The organism is Arthrobacter sp. 01L42 (genome assembly GCF_056400005.1).
In genome coordinates this window covers 275859-291444 of sequence record NZ_JBFTSL010000001.1, presented here as the reverse complement: position 1 = coordinate 291444, position 15586 = coordinate 275859, and the positions used below count along the sequence as shown (strand labels likewise).

At 67.0% G+C, this 15586-nt stretch carries 14 protein-coding genes and 2 tRNA genes; 12 read left to right on the top strand and 4 right to left on the bottom strand.

What is annotated here, in order from left to right; all coding sequences use genetic code 11:
• Nucleotides 1-180 precede the first annotated feature (180 nt).
• A complete protein-coding gene (ilvD, locus tag AC1DN2_RS01270) occupies nucleotides 181-1902 on the bottom strand; it encodes a dihydroxy-acid dehydratase (RefSeq protein WP_476848904.1) in 1722 nt (573 codons plus the stop codon).
• Nucleotides 1903-2031: 129 nt separating this feature from the next.
• A complete protein-coding gene (locus tag AC1DN2_RS01265; protein ID WP_476848903.1) occupies nucleotides 2032-2970 on the bottom strand; it encodes a LysR family transcriptional regulator in 939 nt (312 codons plus the stop codon).
• Between the two features lie 185 nt (nucleotides 2971-3155).
• Between AC1DN2_RS01265 and AC1DN2_RS01260 the strand changes: the two genes are divergently transcribed.
• The 5 genes from AC1DN2_RS01260 (at nucleotide 3156) to AC1DN2_RS01240 (ending at nucleotide 6993) form a co-directional block, all read left to right on the top strand.
• Nucleotides 3156-4229 carry a sunset domain-containing protein gene (locus AC1DN2_RS01260; protein WP_476848902.1) on the top strand — a complete coding sequence of 358 codons (1074 nt, stop codon included), beginning with the start codon at nucleotides 3156-3158 and terminating at the stop codon, nucleotides 4227-4229.
• Nucleotides 4230-4275: 46 nt separating this feature from the next.
• Complete coding sequence (locus tag AC1DN2_RS01255) at nucleotides 4276-5403, top strand: PQQ-dependent sugar dehydrogenase (RefSeq protein ID WP_476849014.1); 1128 nt, start codon at nucleotides 4276-4278, stop codon at nucleotides 5401-5403.
• 116 nt (nucleotides 5404-5519) lie between these two features.
• Nucleotides 5520-5592: transfer RNA gene (locus tag AC1DN2_RS01250), tRNA-Lys, on the top strand.
• A gap of 206 nt (nucleotides 5593-5798) precedes the next feature.
• A complete protein-coding gene (locus tag AC1DN2_RS01245; protein WP_476848901.1) occupies nucleotides 5799-6344 on the top strand; it encodes a hypothetical protein in 546 nt (181 codons plus the stop codon).
• A 298-nt stretch (nucleotides 6345-6642) separates the two neighbouring features.
• Nucleotides 6643-6993, top strand: coding sequence for a hypothetical protein (locus AC1DN2_RS01240; protein WP_476848900.1), 351 nt, complete (start codon nucleotides 6643-6645; stop codon nucleotides 6991-6993).
• 887 nt (nucleotides 6994-7880) lie between these two features.
• Here AC1DN2_RS01240 and AC1DN2_RS01235 read toward each other — a convergent pair.
• On the bottom strand, nucleotides 7881-8069 hold the full coding sequence (locus tag AC1DN2_RS01235) for a hypothetical protein (RefSeq protein WP_476848899.1): 189 nt from the start codon (nucleotides 8067-8069) through the stop codon (nucleotides 7881-7883).
• A gap of 288 nt (nucleotides 8070-8357) precedes the next feature.
• Here AC1DN2_RS01235 and AC1DN2_RS01230 point away from each other — a divergent pair, with 288 nt between their 5' ends.
• Complete coding sequence (locus AC1DN2_RS01230) at nucleotides 8358-8987, top strand: DUF2510 domain-containing protein (protein ID WP_476848898.1); 630 nt, start codon at nucleotides 8358-8360, stop codon at nucleotides 8985-8987.
• Between the two features lie 366 nt (nucleotides 8988-9353).
• Complete coding sequence (locus AC1DN2_RS01225; protein ID WP_476848897.1) at nucleotides 9354-9743, top strand: hypothetical protein; 390 nt, start codon at nucleotides 9354-9356, stop codon at nucleotides 9741-9743.
• 89 nt (nucleotides 9744-9832) lie between these two features.
• Here the strand turns inward: AC1DN2_RS01225 and AC1DN2_RS01220 are convergent, their stop codons facing one another.
• Nucleotides 9833-10315: a MarR family winged helix-turn-helix transcriptional regulator gene (locus tag AC1DN2_RS01220; protein WP_043433894.1), complete on the bottom strand. Its 483-nt coding sequence runs from the start codon at nucleotides 10313-10315 to the stop codon at nucleotides 9833-9835.
• A 109-nt stretch (nucleotides 10316-10424) separates the two neighbouring features.
• Here AC1DN2_RS01220 and bcp point away from each other — a divergent pair, with 109 nt between their 5' ends.
• The 5 genes from bcp (at nucleotide 10425) to AC1DN2_RS01195 (ending at nucleotide 15491) form a co-directional block, all read left to right on the top strand.
• Complete coding sequence (bcp, locus tag AC1DN2_RS01215) at nucleotides 10425-10898, top strand: thioredoxin-dependent thiol peroxidase (RefSeq protein ID WP_476848896.1); 474 nt, start codon at nucleotides 10425-10427, stop codon at nucleotides 10896-10898.
• A gap of 118 nt (nucleotides 10899-11016) precedes the next feature.
• Nucleotides 11017-11098: transfer RNA gene (locus AC1DN2_RS01210), tRNA-Leu, on the top strand.
• Between the two features lie 237 nt (nucleotides 11099-11335).
• A complete protein-coding gene (locus tag AC1DN2_RS01205; protein WP_476848895.1) occupies nucleotides 11336-12013 on the top strand; it encodes a fasciclin domain-containing protein in 678 nt (225 codons plus the stop codon).
• A gap of 241 nt (nucleotides 12014-12254) precedes the next feature.
• A complete protein-coding gene (locus AC1DN2_RS01200) occupies nucleotides 12255-13910 on the top strand; it encodes an ABC transporter substrate-binding protein (protein WP_476849013.1) in 1656 nt (551 codons plus the stop codon).
• Nucleotides 13911-13988: 78 nt separating this feature from the next.
• The gene (locus AC1DN2_RS01195) at nucleotides 13989-15491 is read left to right on the top strand and encodes a malate:quinone oxidoreductase (RefSeq protein WP_476848894.1); all 1503 of its coding nucleotides are present in this window, start codon (nucleotides 13989-13991) and stop codon (nucleotides 15489-15491) included.
• Nucleotides 15492-15586: the final 95 nt, after the last annotated feature.

Here is a 15586-nt window from a genome sequence, read left to right as displayed (position 1 = left end):
TGGACAACGGTGTCCACTAGCTGGTCCTCCCGGTCTCCCCTTGCCCCCGCCACCGAACGGCGAGCCGCCCACATTGGCGGCAGGCGGGAATCTCCTACCCCGAACACCCGGCGCGGACGCCGTGCGTTCGGGGCCCCTCGGAGCTTCCCTTATTAAGCCTGGTCACCCAGGCCCGGAGGATCAGCCGCAATACGCGCCCGTGGAGGCGCTGTGGACGAGCTTGGCGTACTTGGCGAGCACGCCCTTCGTGAACTTGGCCGGGAGCGGCTCCCAGCCGACCTTGCGGGCCTCGAGCTCGGCGGCGTCGACCAGGAGGTCGAAGGTGCGCGCCGCGATGTCCACGCGGATCCGGTCACCGTCCTTGACGAACGCGATGGGGCCGCCGTCGACGGCTTCCGGCGCGACGTGGCCGATGCACAGGCCGGTGGTTCCGCCGGAGAACCGTCCGTCGGTCAGCAGCAGGACGTCCTTGCCCAGGCCCGCGCCCTTGATGGCGCCGGTGATGGCGAGCATCTCGCGCATGCCGGGGCCGCCCTTGGGGCCTTCGTAGCGGATCACGACGACGTCGCCCTTGTGGATCTCACCCTTGTCCAGGGCATCGAGCGCGCCCTGTTCGCGTTCGAACACGCGGGCCGTGCCCTCGAAGACGTCGGCGTCGAAGCCGGCGCTCTTGACGACGGCGCCTTCCGGGGCCATCGAGCCGTGCAGGATGGTGATGCCGCCGGTCTTGTGGATCGGGTTGTCCAGTGCGCGCAGGATCTTGCCGTCCAGGTCCGGCGGGTTGATCGCGGCGAGGTTCTCGGCCACGGTCTTGCCGGTGACGGTGAGGCAGTCACCGTGCAGCAGGCCGGCGTCGAGCAGTGCCTTCATGATCACCGGCACGCCGCCGATCTTGTCGACGTCGGTCATGACGTAGCGGCCGAAGGGCTTGAGGTCGCCCAGGTGCGGGATCTTGTCGCCAATCCGGTTGAAGTCCTCCAGCGTCAGCTCCACCTCGGCTTCGCGGGCGATCGCGAGCAGGTGCAGCACGGCGTTGGTGGAACCGCCAAAGGCCATCGTGACGGCGATGGCGTTCTCGAACGCCTTGCGCGTCATGATGTCGCGGGCGGTGATGCCCAGGCGCAGGAGGTTGACCACGGCTTCGCCGGACTTGTGCGCAAAGGCGTCGCGGCGGCGGTCCGCGGAGGGCGGTGCGGCGGAGCCGGGCAGGGACATGCCCAGGGCCTCGCCGATGCAGGCCATGGTGTTGGCGGTGTACATGCCGCCGCAGGCGCCCTCGCCCGGGCAGATGGCCTTTTCGATGCGGTCCAGGTCCTCGCGGCTCATCTTGCCGGCGGCGCACGCGCCGACGGCCTCGAACGCGTCGATGAGGGTGACTTCCTTTTCGGAGCCGTCCTCGAGCTTGACCCAGCCGGGCATGATGGAGCCGGCGTAGAGGAACACGGCGGCCAGGTCCAGGCGGGCCGCGGCCATCAGCATGCCCGGCAGCGACTTGTCGCAGCCGGCCAGGAGCACAGAGCCGTCGATCCGCTCGGCCTGCATGACCGTCTCGACGGAGTCGGCGATGACTTCGCGGGACACCAGGGAGAAGTGCATGCCCTCGTGGCCCATGGAGATGCCGTCCGAGACGGAGATGGTGCCGAACTGCATGGGGAACCCGCCGCCGGCGTGGACGCCTTCCTTGGCGCCCTGGGCGAGCCGGTTCAACGAAAGGTTGCAGGGGGTGATCTCGTTCCACGAGCTCGCCACGCCGATCTGCGGCTTGGCGAAGTCGTCGTCGCCCATGCCGACCGCCCGGAACATGCCGCGCGCGGGGGCGGCGTGGATTCCATCGGTAACGACCCGGCTGCGGGGCTTGATGTCCGGCTTGGTGTCTGCTGCTGTGTGGGTGTCCTGACTCATGGCTCAAAGTCTAGGGCTCTGCTACAGGCGCCAACGACCCAAGAACGGAGCGTTAAGCGGAAAACCGGGAATATTTCGATCAAATAGTGGACTCTCGTCTCACATCATGAAACCGGGACCCGATTTGACCTAGGCCCGGTGAGCCGCGTCACGCAGTTCCGGGGCCTCGGCGACACCTTGGGCCTCGGCCTTGAGCATCGCCAGGACCTGCTGGATGGTGGTCCGGGCCGCGACGTCCGGACGGGCCAGCGCCACGATGCTCCGGCTGGCCTTCACGCCCTCGAGCGGGCGCAGGACGAACCCCCGGCCCTGGTTGCTGACCGCCGTGTACCGCGGCAGCAGGCTCAGCCCGTGCCCGGCACTGACCAGGGCTTCCAGGACCCGCAGATCCGGGAACTGCTGGGCCCGGACCGCCTGCGAGTCGGCCCGCACCTCGATCTGGCGCAGCACGGTGTCGAAGGGAAAACCCTCCGGGACTCCCATCCACGGAAAGCCGACGACGTCCTCGGCGCACAGTGTGGCTTTGCCGGCCAGAGCGTGCCCGGCCGGCAAGGCCACGTCCAGGGGTTCGTCCAGCAGCGGCACCACCGTCAGGCCCTGGCCGCCGAAGACTTCCGGACCGTCGACACTGTGCGCCAGGACGATGTCGTAGTCCGCAGTCAGCCCGGCAAAACCGGCAACGCCCGGGTCCTCGAAATGCGCCTCGAACCGCAGCCCCTCGACGGCCTTGACCCGGTGCAGCATGCCCGGCAGGAACATCTCCGCGGCGCTGGGAAAGAAGGCTGCCACCACCCGCGTCTGCCAGCCGCGCCGGTACGTGTCGATGGTTGCTTCCGCCCGCGCCATGGCCGTCGACACGTCCGCGGCGGCGCCGGCCATGGCCAGCCCTGCCTCGGTAAGGCGCACTCCCCTGCCGGACTTCTCCACCAGGACGACGCCCAGTTCCTCCTGCAGGGTCTTCAGTTGCTGCGACACTGCAGATGGCGTGACCTTCATGGCCTCGGCCGTGGCGCCTACGGTCCCGCGGCCGGCGAGTTCACGCAGTATCTGCAGTCGCTTGAAATCCATGAGGCGAGGCTACACGCCGGGCCGGGTTTGATTCCGGTTCCGGGTTGCTCACCGGGCCGGGGATCCGCTCCAGGAATGCCCGGCATTTGGCCGCCGGGAGGGTGGACAGCCGGCTTTGCCCGGACGTAACGTCAAGCATCGGCAACCATGCCTCATGGGCTGAATACGGACTGAAAGGCTCTGCTATGGACTGGATCGTCTGGCTCGTTGTCATCATCGTGGTGGTCGCTGTGGTCTGGCGGCTGCTGAACCGCAACAAGAGCCGCCCGGGCGCAGATTCCTCATCCGCCGCAGGCACCAGCACCGGCACCTCTTCCGGCATTTCTTCTGGCAGCCCAGCCGGTTCGACGCCGGTGTCTGGCGCGGCGAGCGGTTCGGCGGCCAGTTCGACGGCGGCGGCCAGTCCGGTTGGCCCGGCAGCGGCCGGGGCCGCGGGTCCGACGGCGGGTGCCGCCGGTGCCGCGATGGCCGCGCCCGAGGCAGCGCCTGCGCCTGAGCCGGACGCAGCGGCCCGGGAGGCCACGGCTGCCCCCGAGGCGACCGAGCCCGCAGCGGCCACCGCGGCCCCGATCATCGAGCCGGGCGCCGAGGCCGCCCCGGAAGCAACGGGCGCCCCGGGCAATGCCGAGTGGGAGACCCAGTGGTCCGAGACCGCCCCGCCGGCGGAGACACACACCGCCGCGGCCCACGCTGAGCCGGCCCGCGGTGCGCACGCTGTGACGGCCGCCGAGCTTGGCGCTGCTGCGGAGACTGGGGCGGCGGGCCTGCCCGTCCACCACCCCGAATACACTGAGCCCCACGCGCCGACTCTGCCCGGGGCGGAATCGGCAGCCGCGGAACCGGCCGACGACGAGGACACCGTTACCGGCACGGCCACTTCAACCAGCACTGGCGCTGGTACCGTCACCGGCACGGCGATGCCCGGAGTGCCCGACGCCGGGACACAGCCCGCAGGTCCCGCTGACACGGAAACGACGCAGATGGAGGCCTCGCCGGCAGGGGCCGAGGCCTCCGCCAGCCAAACGGCCGAGCCCACCGGCCATTTGGCCACCGAGCAGCCCTACGGCGAGGGCTCAGCGGCTCCGGCGGCTGACGGAAGCGGCCCTGAGGGTTTCACAGTCAAGGGCAATGCCTCGTCGATGATCTACCACGATGAGACCAGCCCGGCGTATGAAGAAACCCGGGCTGAGGTGTGGTTTGCCTCCCCGGCCCACGCCGAAGCAGCCGGGTTTCGGCCGCCGCGCCGGACACGGCAGTAGCCGGCGGTCCGGGCGGCCGACCCATCCCCTCTCAACGCGTCCGTTGATACTCACGTTTTTTACCGGCAGGCGCTTCGCTGGCAGGGCAGCGGCCCGGGCCGTGGCGCTTGTAGTTGTCCTGTTTTTCTTGAGCGCCTGCACCGGCGGCTCAACTTCGCCCGTGGTTCAGCCGGGAGACCGCACTGCCACCGGCGCAGCGGGTACGGCCGGGGCAGCGGGTGAGCCCACGGTTGCGGGCCGGGTTAATGGGCTGCAACTGCCGTGGTCCACGGTCCATCTACCCGACGGCACCGCGGTCATCTCCGAGCGCGACACAGCACTGCTCAGGACCATCAAGGACGGACAGCTCGGTACGGTCGGCAAAGTGCCCGGCGTCGTGCCCGGCGGCGAAGGCGGCCTCCTGGGCCTTGCCCTTTCCCCCAACTTCGCGTCGGACCGTTACCTCTACGCCTACTTCACCGCGGCGACGGACAACAGAATCGCCCGCATGCGGCTGGAGGAACGTGGCGGCAGGCTGGAGCTCGGCGCCTTGGAACCGGTTTTCACCGGCATTTCCAAGGCCGGCACGCACAACGGCGGCCGGATCCGCTTTGGGCCCGACGGTTTCCTGTATGTGGGGACGGGCGATTCGCAGCGCCGGGAGCAGCCGCAGGACCGCGCGGCGCTGGGCGGGAAGATCCTCCGCCTCACTCCGGATGGCAGGCCGGCACCAGGAAACCCGTTTGGCGATAACCCGGTCTACAGCTTTGGCCACAGGAACGTCCAGGGACTGGCCTGGGACAGCGCGGGCCGGCTCTGGGCCAGCGAATTCGGCCCGGACGTCAACGACGAGCTCAACCTGATCATGCCGGGCGGCAACTACGGCTGGCCCGAGGTGACGGGCGCCCCGCACCGCCCCGGCTTCCTGGACGCCAAGGTGGTGTGGCCGTCGACGGCGGAGTCTTCCCCCAGCGGACTCGAAATTGTCGGCAGCACCGCCTACGTGGGCGCCCTGCGCGGCCAAAGGCTCTGGGTCGTTCCCCTCAACGGCGAATTCGCCGGAGATCCTGTGAGCTATTTCACAGGAAAGTATGGCCGGGTGCGCAACGTTTCACTCGCTCCTGACGGGCGCCTGTGGCTCCTCAGCAACGGGCAAAACCCTGATTTCGCGCTGATTTTGAACCTCCCCGGCTGACCCGGACCATCCCGCGCCCCTCGATTTCACACGACAGCCAATCTCGTGTAGAGTTTCATGTCGTTGCGGAGAACAACGCGGGAAATAAAAAGCCCCGGTGAACGAAAACAACAGATGCACCTCTAGCTCAACTGGCAGAGCAATTGACTCTTAATCAATGGGTTCCGGGTTCGAGTCCCGGGGGGTGCACAAGCGAGAAACCCCGTCTCGCAGGCTTAGCGGCCTGCGAGGCGGGGTTTCTTTTTTGTTGGCGAAAGGCCGGCGACGACGCCGTCGTAGCGGGCCGGATCCGGGCTGGTGCCGCAGACCAGACTCGTAATGAGGTTGGCTAAGTCCTCCCGACCGGCCGGGCCCGGATGACTTGCCATTTAGGGCACTGACCGTAGACTCGGCCCATGTCTGGTCCTGGGGGAACGAAAACAGTCCGCTGCGCTGCGGCATACGTTGTTGGCCTGCTGCTCGCCGGTAGTTTGGCCTCCTGCGCCTACGAGGACGAGGGCGATCCGCGGCCGACGGCGGCCGGGCAAAGCCGCCGGCCGGCGCCCGCCGCCCCGACCAAAGATCCGGGGGTGCTGGGCGTGGAAGCGAGCAATTACGCCGAGCTGCACAAGCGTCTGGCCGAGGCGCCAGGGTCCGTGCTCCTCTCCGACGCCGGTCCGGCGGACGGGCCAGGGGTTGGCTTCACCAAAGCCGCAACGGTGACGGTCGCCGGTCCGCACACAGTCACCGCGGCCTGCGTGGGCATCCCCCATGCCCAGATCTTCCTCTCCCAGAACTCGCTGGGCGGAACAGAGCACACGGTGTTCGAGGTCGATTGCTCGCGAACCCAATCGCAGGTCGTCCAACTGCAGAAGGGCTACGTCAGTGCCCAGTTGACCCGGCCGGACCCGACCGGCGCCTGGACCGGGGCGGTCGCCGGAATCAAAGTCACGGGCCAGTGAGGCTAACGAGCCTGGTACGGACTCAACTCGGCGCATCGGACCCAGCCCAACATGTGGTGGAGGGACTCGTATGGTGGAGGGACTACTGATGCCGGCCCTGAATGCTGCCCTCGATCCCTATCGCGTCGCGAGGCGTGGCTGTGCCAGGACATCGACTACGGCCGGGACGGGTACGCGTAGTCTGTCGCCATGACCTCGGGAAGCGGTGATGGCGGTAGAACGTACGAGTGGCAATCGTGGCCGTCCGACTCACTGGAGGGAATGCCGCCGAAGCGCCGCCGGCTGGTCGTCTGGGGGGTTGCTGTGGCTCTTCCTCTTGAGCGGTGTCCTGCAAGGCGTCCTGAGCGCAGTGGGCATACCCGAGCCGTGGCGGTCCGTGGTGTTCGCTGCCGCCCTGGCCGCGGTCTTCGTCCCCCTGATCCGGGGAGCAGCCGCTGAAACCCGTGCCCTGCGAGCCGAAGGTGTCGACATGCCCGCCTTCGTGGTGACCCGCAAGGCGCTTGTCGTCCTCTCCGTCATCGCCGGTGGGCTCTGGATCGTCTATGCGGTCCTCGCATTCCTGGGTGAGTCCGCCTCCCCGTTGGTTCCGATCGCCTGGACCATTGTGCTGGCCCTCCAGGGCCGCCGCTGGAGATCCTTGCCGCGGTGAATGCCAGGTCAGCTGTGCGGCCGGAGCCGGTCCAGGAGCCGCGAGTCATCCGCGGCTCCATTCGCTTGCGGCCCTCAATGTTCGGCATGAGTCAGATCTCCGGATGCTTGGGGTCTTTGGCGGGAGCGGGGTTCACTGTCGCTGCCCAGTGGTTGCCGAGCGAATACCTTGCCCAAGCTAAGGAGACACGCAAAGGCCGGGATTCCCTGGCTGCCGGCGGTGAAACCCTACGATGGTGAGGATGAACTCCACCCGGAAGGCCTCGTACGCATCCGCCGTGGCCCTGCTGCTCGCGGTCTCGCCGTTGGTCCTTGCGCTGCCAGCCACGGCCGCGCCCTGCAAGCCTGCCGGCCTTCTTCCCGTAAAGATCTGCCCCGCCTCGCCGACGCCGGGCCCACCGTCCGCTTCCCCGGCGCCCAGTGTGACTCCCCCGGGCAGCACAGCGCCGCCGTCGGACCCTGCGCCGCCCCAACCACCGTCACAGTCGCCGTCTCAGTCGCCGTCTCAAAGCCTTGTCCCCGGACAGGACGCGGCTCCGCCGACGCCGGGCCCCGCCCCCTCCGTCAGCCAGGGAGCCCCCACCCCACCGGCGGCGGGTTCCGTTCCGGTCCCGGCCACGGCGGGAACGTCCGCCCCTCAGTCGCCGGACGCTGGCCAGGGCCCGGAGTCCGCAACGGCGAATCCTTCCGCAGCGGCGGCCGGCAGGGTCGGTCCCGGACCGGACGGGCAAGGCAGTCTCGCCGGCGGATTCCTGCTGGCGCTCAGCGGCCTGCTCATAGGCGTCTCCGCGGCCATTGGCCTCCGCCGGCCCGCCCGGCCATGAAACGGCCGCCGAACCGTCACAGTGATCTGTGTGGTTCAGCGGCCGCCTCATGCACATCGATTTATCAGACCTTCTCGCGGGAACGGTCGCGCACCTTCTCCGGTTCTTCGACCGTGAACTCCTTGCTGCGGCGGGGGAAGGCCCAGAACCTGAATTCCGGCGCCTGCGACCGCGTCTCCGGGCGATCCTCAGATTCCTTTGCGGCATCCTTCCTGGTTTCCCGCCAGGAATCCCTGTTGTACGAATAGCACATCACTGACCTCCTTCGTGGTGATTGCCTATTAATCGTCCTCCCGATCGGCTGGCGCGTCGATACTTCCGGACTGCCCTTTTGCGCCTGGGCGGCAGGCTGGCCCAAGGGTTCCAGCGGACGGGTCTGCGCCGTCGGCCGGCCTTCCCGCCGGCACGGGCCGCGGTTAGACTCCATCCAGTGCACCACTGCGACCAATGGGGGAATCATGGAGTTGCCCATCCCCCTGTACGCTCTGTCACGGAACAGAAGAAACCAACGCGCGCCACGCCCCGCAAAGGATGAACAGCCATGACCGTCCCGCCCAACGCCTCCGCCCCTGGCCCTGGCTGGTATCCGGACCCGGCGGGCTCGGGCCGGCTTCAGTGGTGGAACGGTTCGGCCTGGACCGGCCAGTTCAACGCACCCCAGTTCCAGGCGACGCCGCCCCGCCACCCGGTGGCGCAGCGCAGGCGCATCAGCGACCGGACACCGGTCTACAACGCGTACATCTGGACAATTGTGGCCCTGCCGCTCGTGCCGCTCATCCTGCTGATGTTCTGGAACCCTGTGCTCCGGCTGCGCACCGTGGGCCCGCGGCAGATCCAGACAATTGATCCGGCGTCGATTTTCACGGCGCCTTACTTCCTCTTCATAGCAATCAGTTTCGTGGCCTACGGTGTGTCCGCCCTCCTGGCGTACCTGGACTGGGACCGGCTGCGCAAGGACGGCGTTGTCCGGCCGTTCCACTGGGCGTGGGTGTTCCTCAGCAGGGAGGTCTACGTGATTGGCCGCTCCGTGATCGTCCACGAGGTCGCCCCGCGTCGTGGGCTCGCCCCGGTGTGGGTCACGATCAGCGTCGTCTTGCTCACGGCGGTGCTCACCGGCCTCAAAATGTCAGCCATCGTCGCCACCCTGGCGAACCAGGCTGTAACGGCGTAGGCAGCGTCAGCCCAGGCAGCGGCCAACGTGCCGGGGCTGCTCCGACCGCCAGCTTCCTGGCTCCTGAAACGATCCGTCCGATTGCGGCAGAAACAGGGTCTTTAGTCCCTTTTGAGAGTCAATGCTGGGGCGTTGACTGGAAAGGTGCTCCGGGCAACAGTTCTGGAGCGACCGGTCCTGCAGACCCGGACCGACAACAACGCCGGCCAGAGGGCCCGACGCGACCACCAAAAATGATATTCAGATCTCCCGGTGCCCACACTGAGGATCGCGTCAGCAGACACGGAAATCATGGGCCCCCGGCAGCATGCCTGCACGGCCCGCCCCCGGGGCCAGGGAAATCGATCTCCGTAAGGACCAAGTTTCATGAACAAGGCTATTCGCATCATTGGAACAACCGCGGTGACCGCCGCACTGGGCCTGGGCGCCAGCGCCGTGCCTGCCAGCGCCGCCGTTACCACTTCGACCGCCTCCGCCAGCTCCTGGAGTCAGTCCTCATTTGTGAACCGGCACCACATGCGGGACAACAACCGGCACGACACGCGCAATGGCTGGTGGGACGGGGAGAACCGGTGGCATGACAAGGACGACGGATGGGGTTGGCGCGACGATCATGGCAACTGGCGTGACGACAACGACCACCGCGGCTCATGGACGGGCCGGGACGGCTGCCGGCATGACAAGGACGGGTTCTGGGACCATCACGGAAACCGGCACGACAATAAGAAACACAACCACCACAGGAACACCTGGTGACCGGTCACCACTGAAGGCCTCGAGAACGGAACTGATTGGGACGGCGGGAAACCCTGCCGTCCCGTTCCCGTTCCCCCTCAGCAGCGTGGCTAATTCAGCGGGGTGGCCCCGGCAATGGCGCCCGGCTCGGCAGCCGTGACGATGGCATTGGCCTCCGGCGAGGAAGACTTGGTTGCCAGCACCCTGACCACGGCCTGGAGCTCCTGCCGCAGCACGTCGGGGTCAATGGGCGTGGCGGCGAGCACGGAACGTTCCATGTCGGCGGCCGCGGCAACCGCCTCGCGCCCCTGGTCAGTCAGCGACACCACATGGCTGCGCCGGTCGGAGGTGCTGCGGTGCCGCGAAATGTGGCCGTGCGCTTCCAGCCGGCTCAGTGTCTTGCCCATCGTCTGGGCCTGGACCCGGACGAGCTGGGCCAATTGGGCTTGCGTCATCGGCCCATTCGCCGAGAGCACCTCCATGGCGATCACCCCGGCATGGGTCAGGCCAATGGCCCCCAATTTTTCGTTCCAGGAGTGTTCTACAAGACGTGCTGCCGTGGACAATAGGCGGCCCGTGGGCCAGCGATCCATATCAGGCATACCCAAGAGTATAGCGAGCAGCGGATTCGTCCGGCGCCGATCGCGTCACTACGCTGGATTATCACCCCGCTTCATGACCAACCTCACCAAGGAGACACCCGTGTCCGAGCGACTCACCGCCGGTGCCACAGCACCGGATTTCACCCTCAAGAACGCCGAAGGACAGGACGTCAGCCTGCGTGATTTCCGGGGCCGGAAGACCGTGCTCTACTTCTACCCGGCAGCCGCCACGCCGGGATGCACCAAGGAGGCCTGCGATTTCCGGGATTCCCTCGGCGCGCTTCAGGCCGCAGGTTATGACGTCGTGGGCATCTCCCCCGACCGTGTCGGGAAGCTTGCCGCGTTCGCGGCCGCCGAAGGGCTGAACTTCCCGCTGCTCTCCGACGAGGACCACTCCGTCGCCGAGGCCTACGCGGCCTGGGGCGAAAAGAAAAACTACGGCAAGACCTACCAGGGCCTGATCCGCTCGACCATCGTCGTCGACGCCGACGGCCGGGTTGCCGTCGCACAGTACAACGTCCGGGCCACCGGGCATGTCGCCAAACTTCGCCGGGACCTGAAACTCGACGCCTAGTCCCCGGTCTCCGGTCCGTCCGCCCGCGGCAGCCGTTGCAACCAGCAAACCGGCAATAGGTACAATGGAGCCTGGCGTCCGCCGCCGGGGTTCTTTCCCGGGACGACGACGGCGCCGCGCGCGAGTGGTGAAATTGGCAGACACGCAGGATTTAGGTTCCTGTGCCTTCGGGCGTGGGGGTTCAAGTCCCCCCTTGCGCACAGAGAGAACCCCGGTCTTCGGACCGGGGTTCTTGTGGTTTCCGGCGCGGTTCCGGGATTTTTCAGGAGTTTTGACGCCGCGAAAAAGAATTTCACATCCGCACCCATCCGTTTCCTCCGAGCAGCCGAATACCCATTGAGACACCAACCAAGGGTCGGTGCCCAACAGTCGGGAAAGGGCCGCAGCGGCAAAAATTCGCCGCCGGCAAACATCGGCACAACAAAGGAGAAACCGAAATGCAGAACATCAAGCGCACCACGTTCGCCGTTGCAGGTATCGCAGCTGCCGCCATGCTCAGCCTCACTGCCTGTGGCGGAACCAGCGCCTCGTCGGCCCCCGCCTCCTCGGCCCCGTCCTCCGCACCGGCGGAATCCAGCATGGCCTCCCCCTCCACGAGCGCCTCCGCCGCGGCCATGGATCCGGCCGCCAACCTCGTCGGCTCCGGCTGCGCCGCCTACGCCGCCCAGGTTCCCAGCGGTGCCGGCTCCGTCTCCGGCATGGCGCTTGACCCGGTAGCCACCGCGGCGTCCAACAACCCGATCCTCACCACCCTGACCGCCGCCGTGTCCGGCAAGCTCAACCCCAAGGTCAACCTGGTGGACACGCTCAACGGCAGCGAATTCACCGTCTTCGCCCCGACGGATGACGCCTTCAAGAAGATCGATCCGGCCACGGTCGAGGCCCTGAAGACGGACGACGCCACGCTGAGCAAGATCCTGACCTACCACGTTGTCCCCGGCAAGATCACCCCGGACCAGATCGTCGGCACCCACAAGACGGTTGAAGGCGGTTCGGTGACGGTCACCGGCACCAAGGATGCCCTCAAGGTTGACGGCGCCAACGTTGTCTGCGGCGGCGTCCAGACCGCCAACGCCACTGTCTACATGGTCGACTCAGTCCTGATGCCCAAGTAGTCAGCCCATTTGCACTCCTGCCCGGCTCCAGCCTGACTCCCTGGACCACTAGGAGAAGCGGAGGCCCGCACCACCAGGTGCGGGCCTCCGCTTTTTGCGCTGCCGTGCGCCTTGCGGCGGTGTGCCACAAGAGCTGGCGGACCCGGCCGTCAACTAGACTGGGGCTGGTCCGCAGCCGGCGGACCATCCAGTTCCCAGAGGTGATTCTCGAGTGCCCAGCAGTACAGTGCCCAGCAGGACAGTGCGGCGGATTGCCGCCAGCATCGGGGCCGCCCTCCTTGTCCTGCCGCTCGCGTCCTGCACGGGCAGCCTCGGCCCGGCACCCAGCTCCCCCACCGCCTCTGCCACCGCCAGCGCGGCACCTACCGCGCTTTTCACCTTCGGCACCGGCTCGGAGCCGCTCGGGCTCGATCCTGCCCTGGTCTCCGACGTCGAGTCATACCGCGTCACCCGGCAGGTACTGGAAGGCCTCGTGGGCGTAGACCAGACCACCGGCCAGCCCACGCCGCTGCTGGCCACCGAATGGTCCCAGAGCGATGAAGGCCGGACCTACGAGTTCAAGCTGCGCGGGAACGTTAAATTCCAGGACGGGACACCGTTCGATGCCGCCGCGGTCTGCACCAACTTCAACCGCTGGTTCAACTTCTCACCGGCCCTCCGCGAACAGGCCACCGGTACCACCTTCAAGGGCGTCTTCAAGGCCCATGCGGACCAGGCGTCGCTGTCCATATACAAGAACTGCACCGCCGTCGCGCCGGACAATGTGCGGATCGGCCTCACCCAGCCCTTCACGGGTTTTCTCCAGGCCCTCACCCTGCCGGCCTTCGCGATCTCTTCGCCCAAGGCCCTCGCCGCGGAGAACGCTGACGTCCTGAACCAGCGCCGGGGCGGGCAGCCGGTATCCGCCTACGGCCTCCACCCGGTAGGCACAGGGCCGTACGTTTTCGGCTCCTGGGACTCGGGCAGCGTCTCCCTGGCCAGCAACAAGGACTACTGGGGTGACAAAGGGCAGATCGGCACCATCAAGTTCGTGACCTACGATCACCCGCAGACCCGGATGCAGGCGCTCCTTGACGGCAAGATCGACGCCTACGACGCCGTCACCGTGGGAAACTTTGACCAACTGGTCAAGAGCGGAAAGCAGATCATCCAGCGGGACCCGTTCTCCGTGATGTACCTGGGCATGAACCAGCAGGTCCCCATCCTGCAGAACCTCAAGGTCCGCCAGGCGATCGAAATGGCGCTTGACAAGGACACTCTGATCCGCCGGTTCTTCATCGACAACACGGCCCAGGCATCCCAGTTTGTTCCGCCCAAGCTCAGCGGCTTCAACAACAATGCCGCGGCGCTCGGCTACAACCCGGGCAAGGCCAAGGAACTCCTGGCCGAGGCCGGCTACAAGGGCGAGGAGCTGAAGTTCTACTATCCGCTCAACGTCACCCGGCCCTACCTGCCGACGCCGGAAAAGGTGTACGCCGAGATCAGCCGGCAACTGACCGCCGTCGGGCTCAACGTCAAGCCCGTACCGGTGGACTGGGCTGACGGCTACCTGCAGAAGGTCACGTCCCCGGGCGACCACGCCCTGCACCTGCTGGGCTGGAACGGCTCGTATTCGGACCCCGACAATTTCGTGGGCCCGCTCTTCGGCGAGAACACCGGCGAATTCGGTTACCAGGATCCCCAGGTCTTCTCCAAGATCGCCCGGGCCCGGGGCCTGCCGGACGGCAAGGACCGCACCGAGGAGTACCAGACCATCAACGGGCAGATCGCGGCCACGGTGCCCGCGGTTCCCATTGCCTTCCCGATCTCGGCCCTGGCGCTCTCGGACCGGGTGCTGAAGTACCCGGCGTCGCCGGTGCTGAACGAAGTTTTCACAAAGGTCGAGCTAAGGCCTTGACGCCCGGGGCCAATTTCAGTTAGTGGGCGGTGCGGGATATTCTGTGACAGCCAGAGCCGCTGCTATCGGAGACTGATTGTGACTTTCATTTCCAAGACCCAACACGCCGACGTCGTCCTGATTGGCGGCGGCATCATGAGCGCCACGCTCGGCGCCTTCATAAAGCAGCTTGAGCCGAACTGGACCATCTCGCTCTTTGAGCGTCTGGACGAGCCCGGACTGGAAAGCTCCGACCCGTGGAACAACGCCGGCACCGGACACGCTGCCCTGTGTGAGCTTAATTACTCCCCCGCAGCCAAAGACGGCTCGGTGGACCCCGGCAAGGCCCTGAACATCAACGAGCAGTTCCAGTTGTCCCGCCAGTTCTGGTCCCACCTCGTCTCGAACTCGCTGATCGGCTCCCCCAAGGGCTTCATCAACACCGTTCCGCACATGAGCTTCGTGATCGGCGAGGACCACACCAAGTTCCTCCGCACCCGCTACGAGGCACTCAAGCCGAACCCGCTGTTCCGTTCGATGGAGTATTCCGAGGACCACGCGCAGATCGCCAAGTGGGCCCCGCTGATCGTCAAGGGCCGCGACCCCAAGCAGCGCGTCGCGGCAACCCGCGCCGCCGAGGGCACCGACGTCGACTTCGGCGCCCTGACCCGCGAGCTGACCACCTACCTGGGCAACAACGGCGTGGAGATCAACTACGGCCACAACGTCAGCGACATCAAGCGCGCGTCCGGCGGCGGCTGGGACCTGTCGCTGAAGCACGCCAGGAGCGGCGAGCACGGCTCCATCCACGCGAAGTTCGTGTTTGTCGGAGCCGGCGGCGGGGCCCTGCACCTGCTGCAGGCCTCCGGCATCCCGGAAGGCAAGGGGTTTGGCGGTTTCCCGGTCTCCGGCCAGTTCTTCCGCTGCACCGACGAGGGCATCGCTGCCCGGCACAGCGCGAAGGTCTACGGCCAGGCGTCTGTCGGCGCCCCGCCCATGTCCGTGCCGCACCTGGACACCCGCTACGTCAACGGCAAGCGCTCCCTGCTGTTCGGCCCGTACGCCGGCTTCTCCACGAACTTCCTCAAGAGCGGCTCCTACCTGGACCTGCCGCTGTCCATCCGCCCCTCCAACATCATCCCGATGCTGGCCGTGGCCAAGGACAACATGGACCTCACCGCCTACCTGATCAAGGAAGTCGCCAAGCGTCACGGCGACAAGGTCGAGGCCCTGCGGGAGTACTACCCCGAGGCCAAGGACGGCGACTGGGAGCTCATCACCGCCGGCCAGCGGGTCCAGATCATCAAGAAGGACCCGAAGAAGGGCGGCGTGCTGCAGTTCGGCACCGAGGTCATCGCCGGACGCGACGGCACCGTCGGCGCCCTGCTTGGCGCATCCCCGGGCGCGTCCACCGCCGTGCCGATCATGATCGAGCTGCTCCAGAAGTCCTTCCCGAAGAACTTCAAGGGCTGGCAGTCCAAGCTCAAGGACATGATGCCCGGCTACGGCGTCAAGCTCAACGACAACCCTGAGCTCGCCGCCACGCTGGAGGCCGAGACGGCCAAGGCGCTGCAACTCGAACAGGTCACCGCCAGCAACTAAGCCGGCGCCCGGCCGCGGCTGGTTTACACTGCTGGTTTGGGACCGCTGCAACCCGTGACGTCCCCGTTTTTTGATGTCCCGTTGTGCAGGACGCC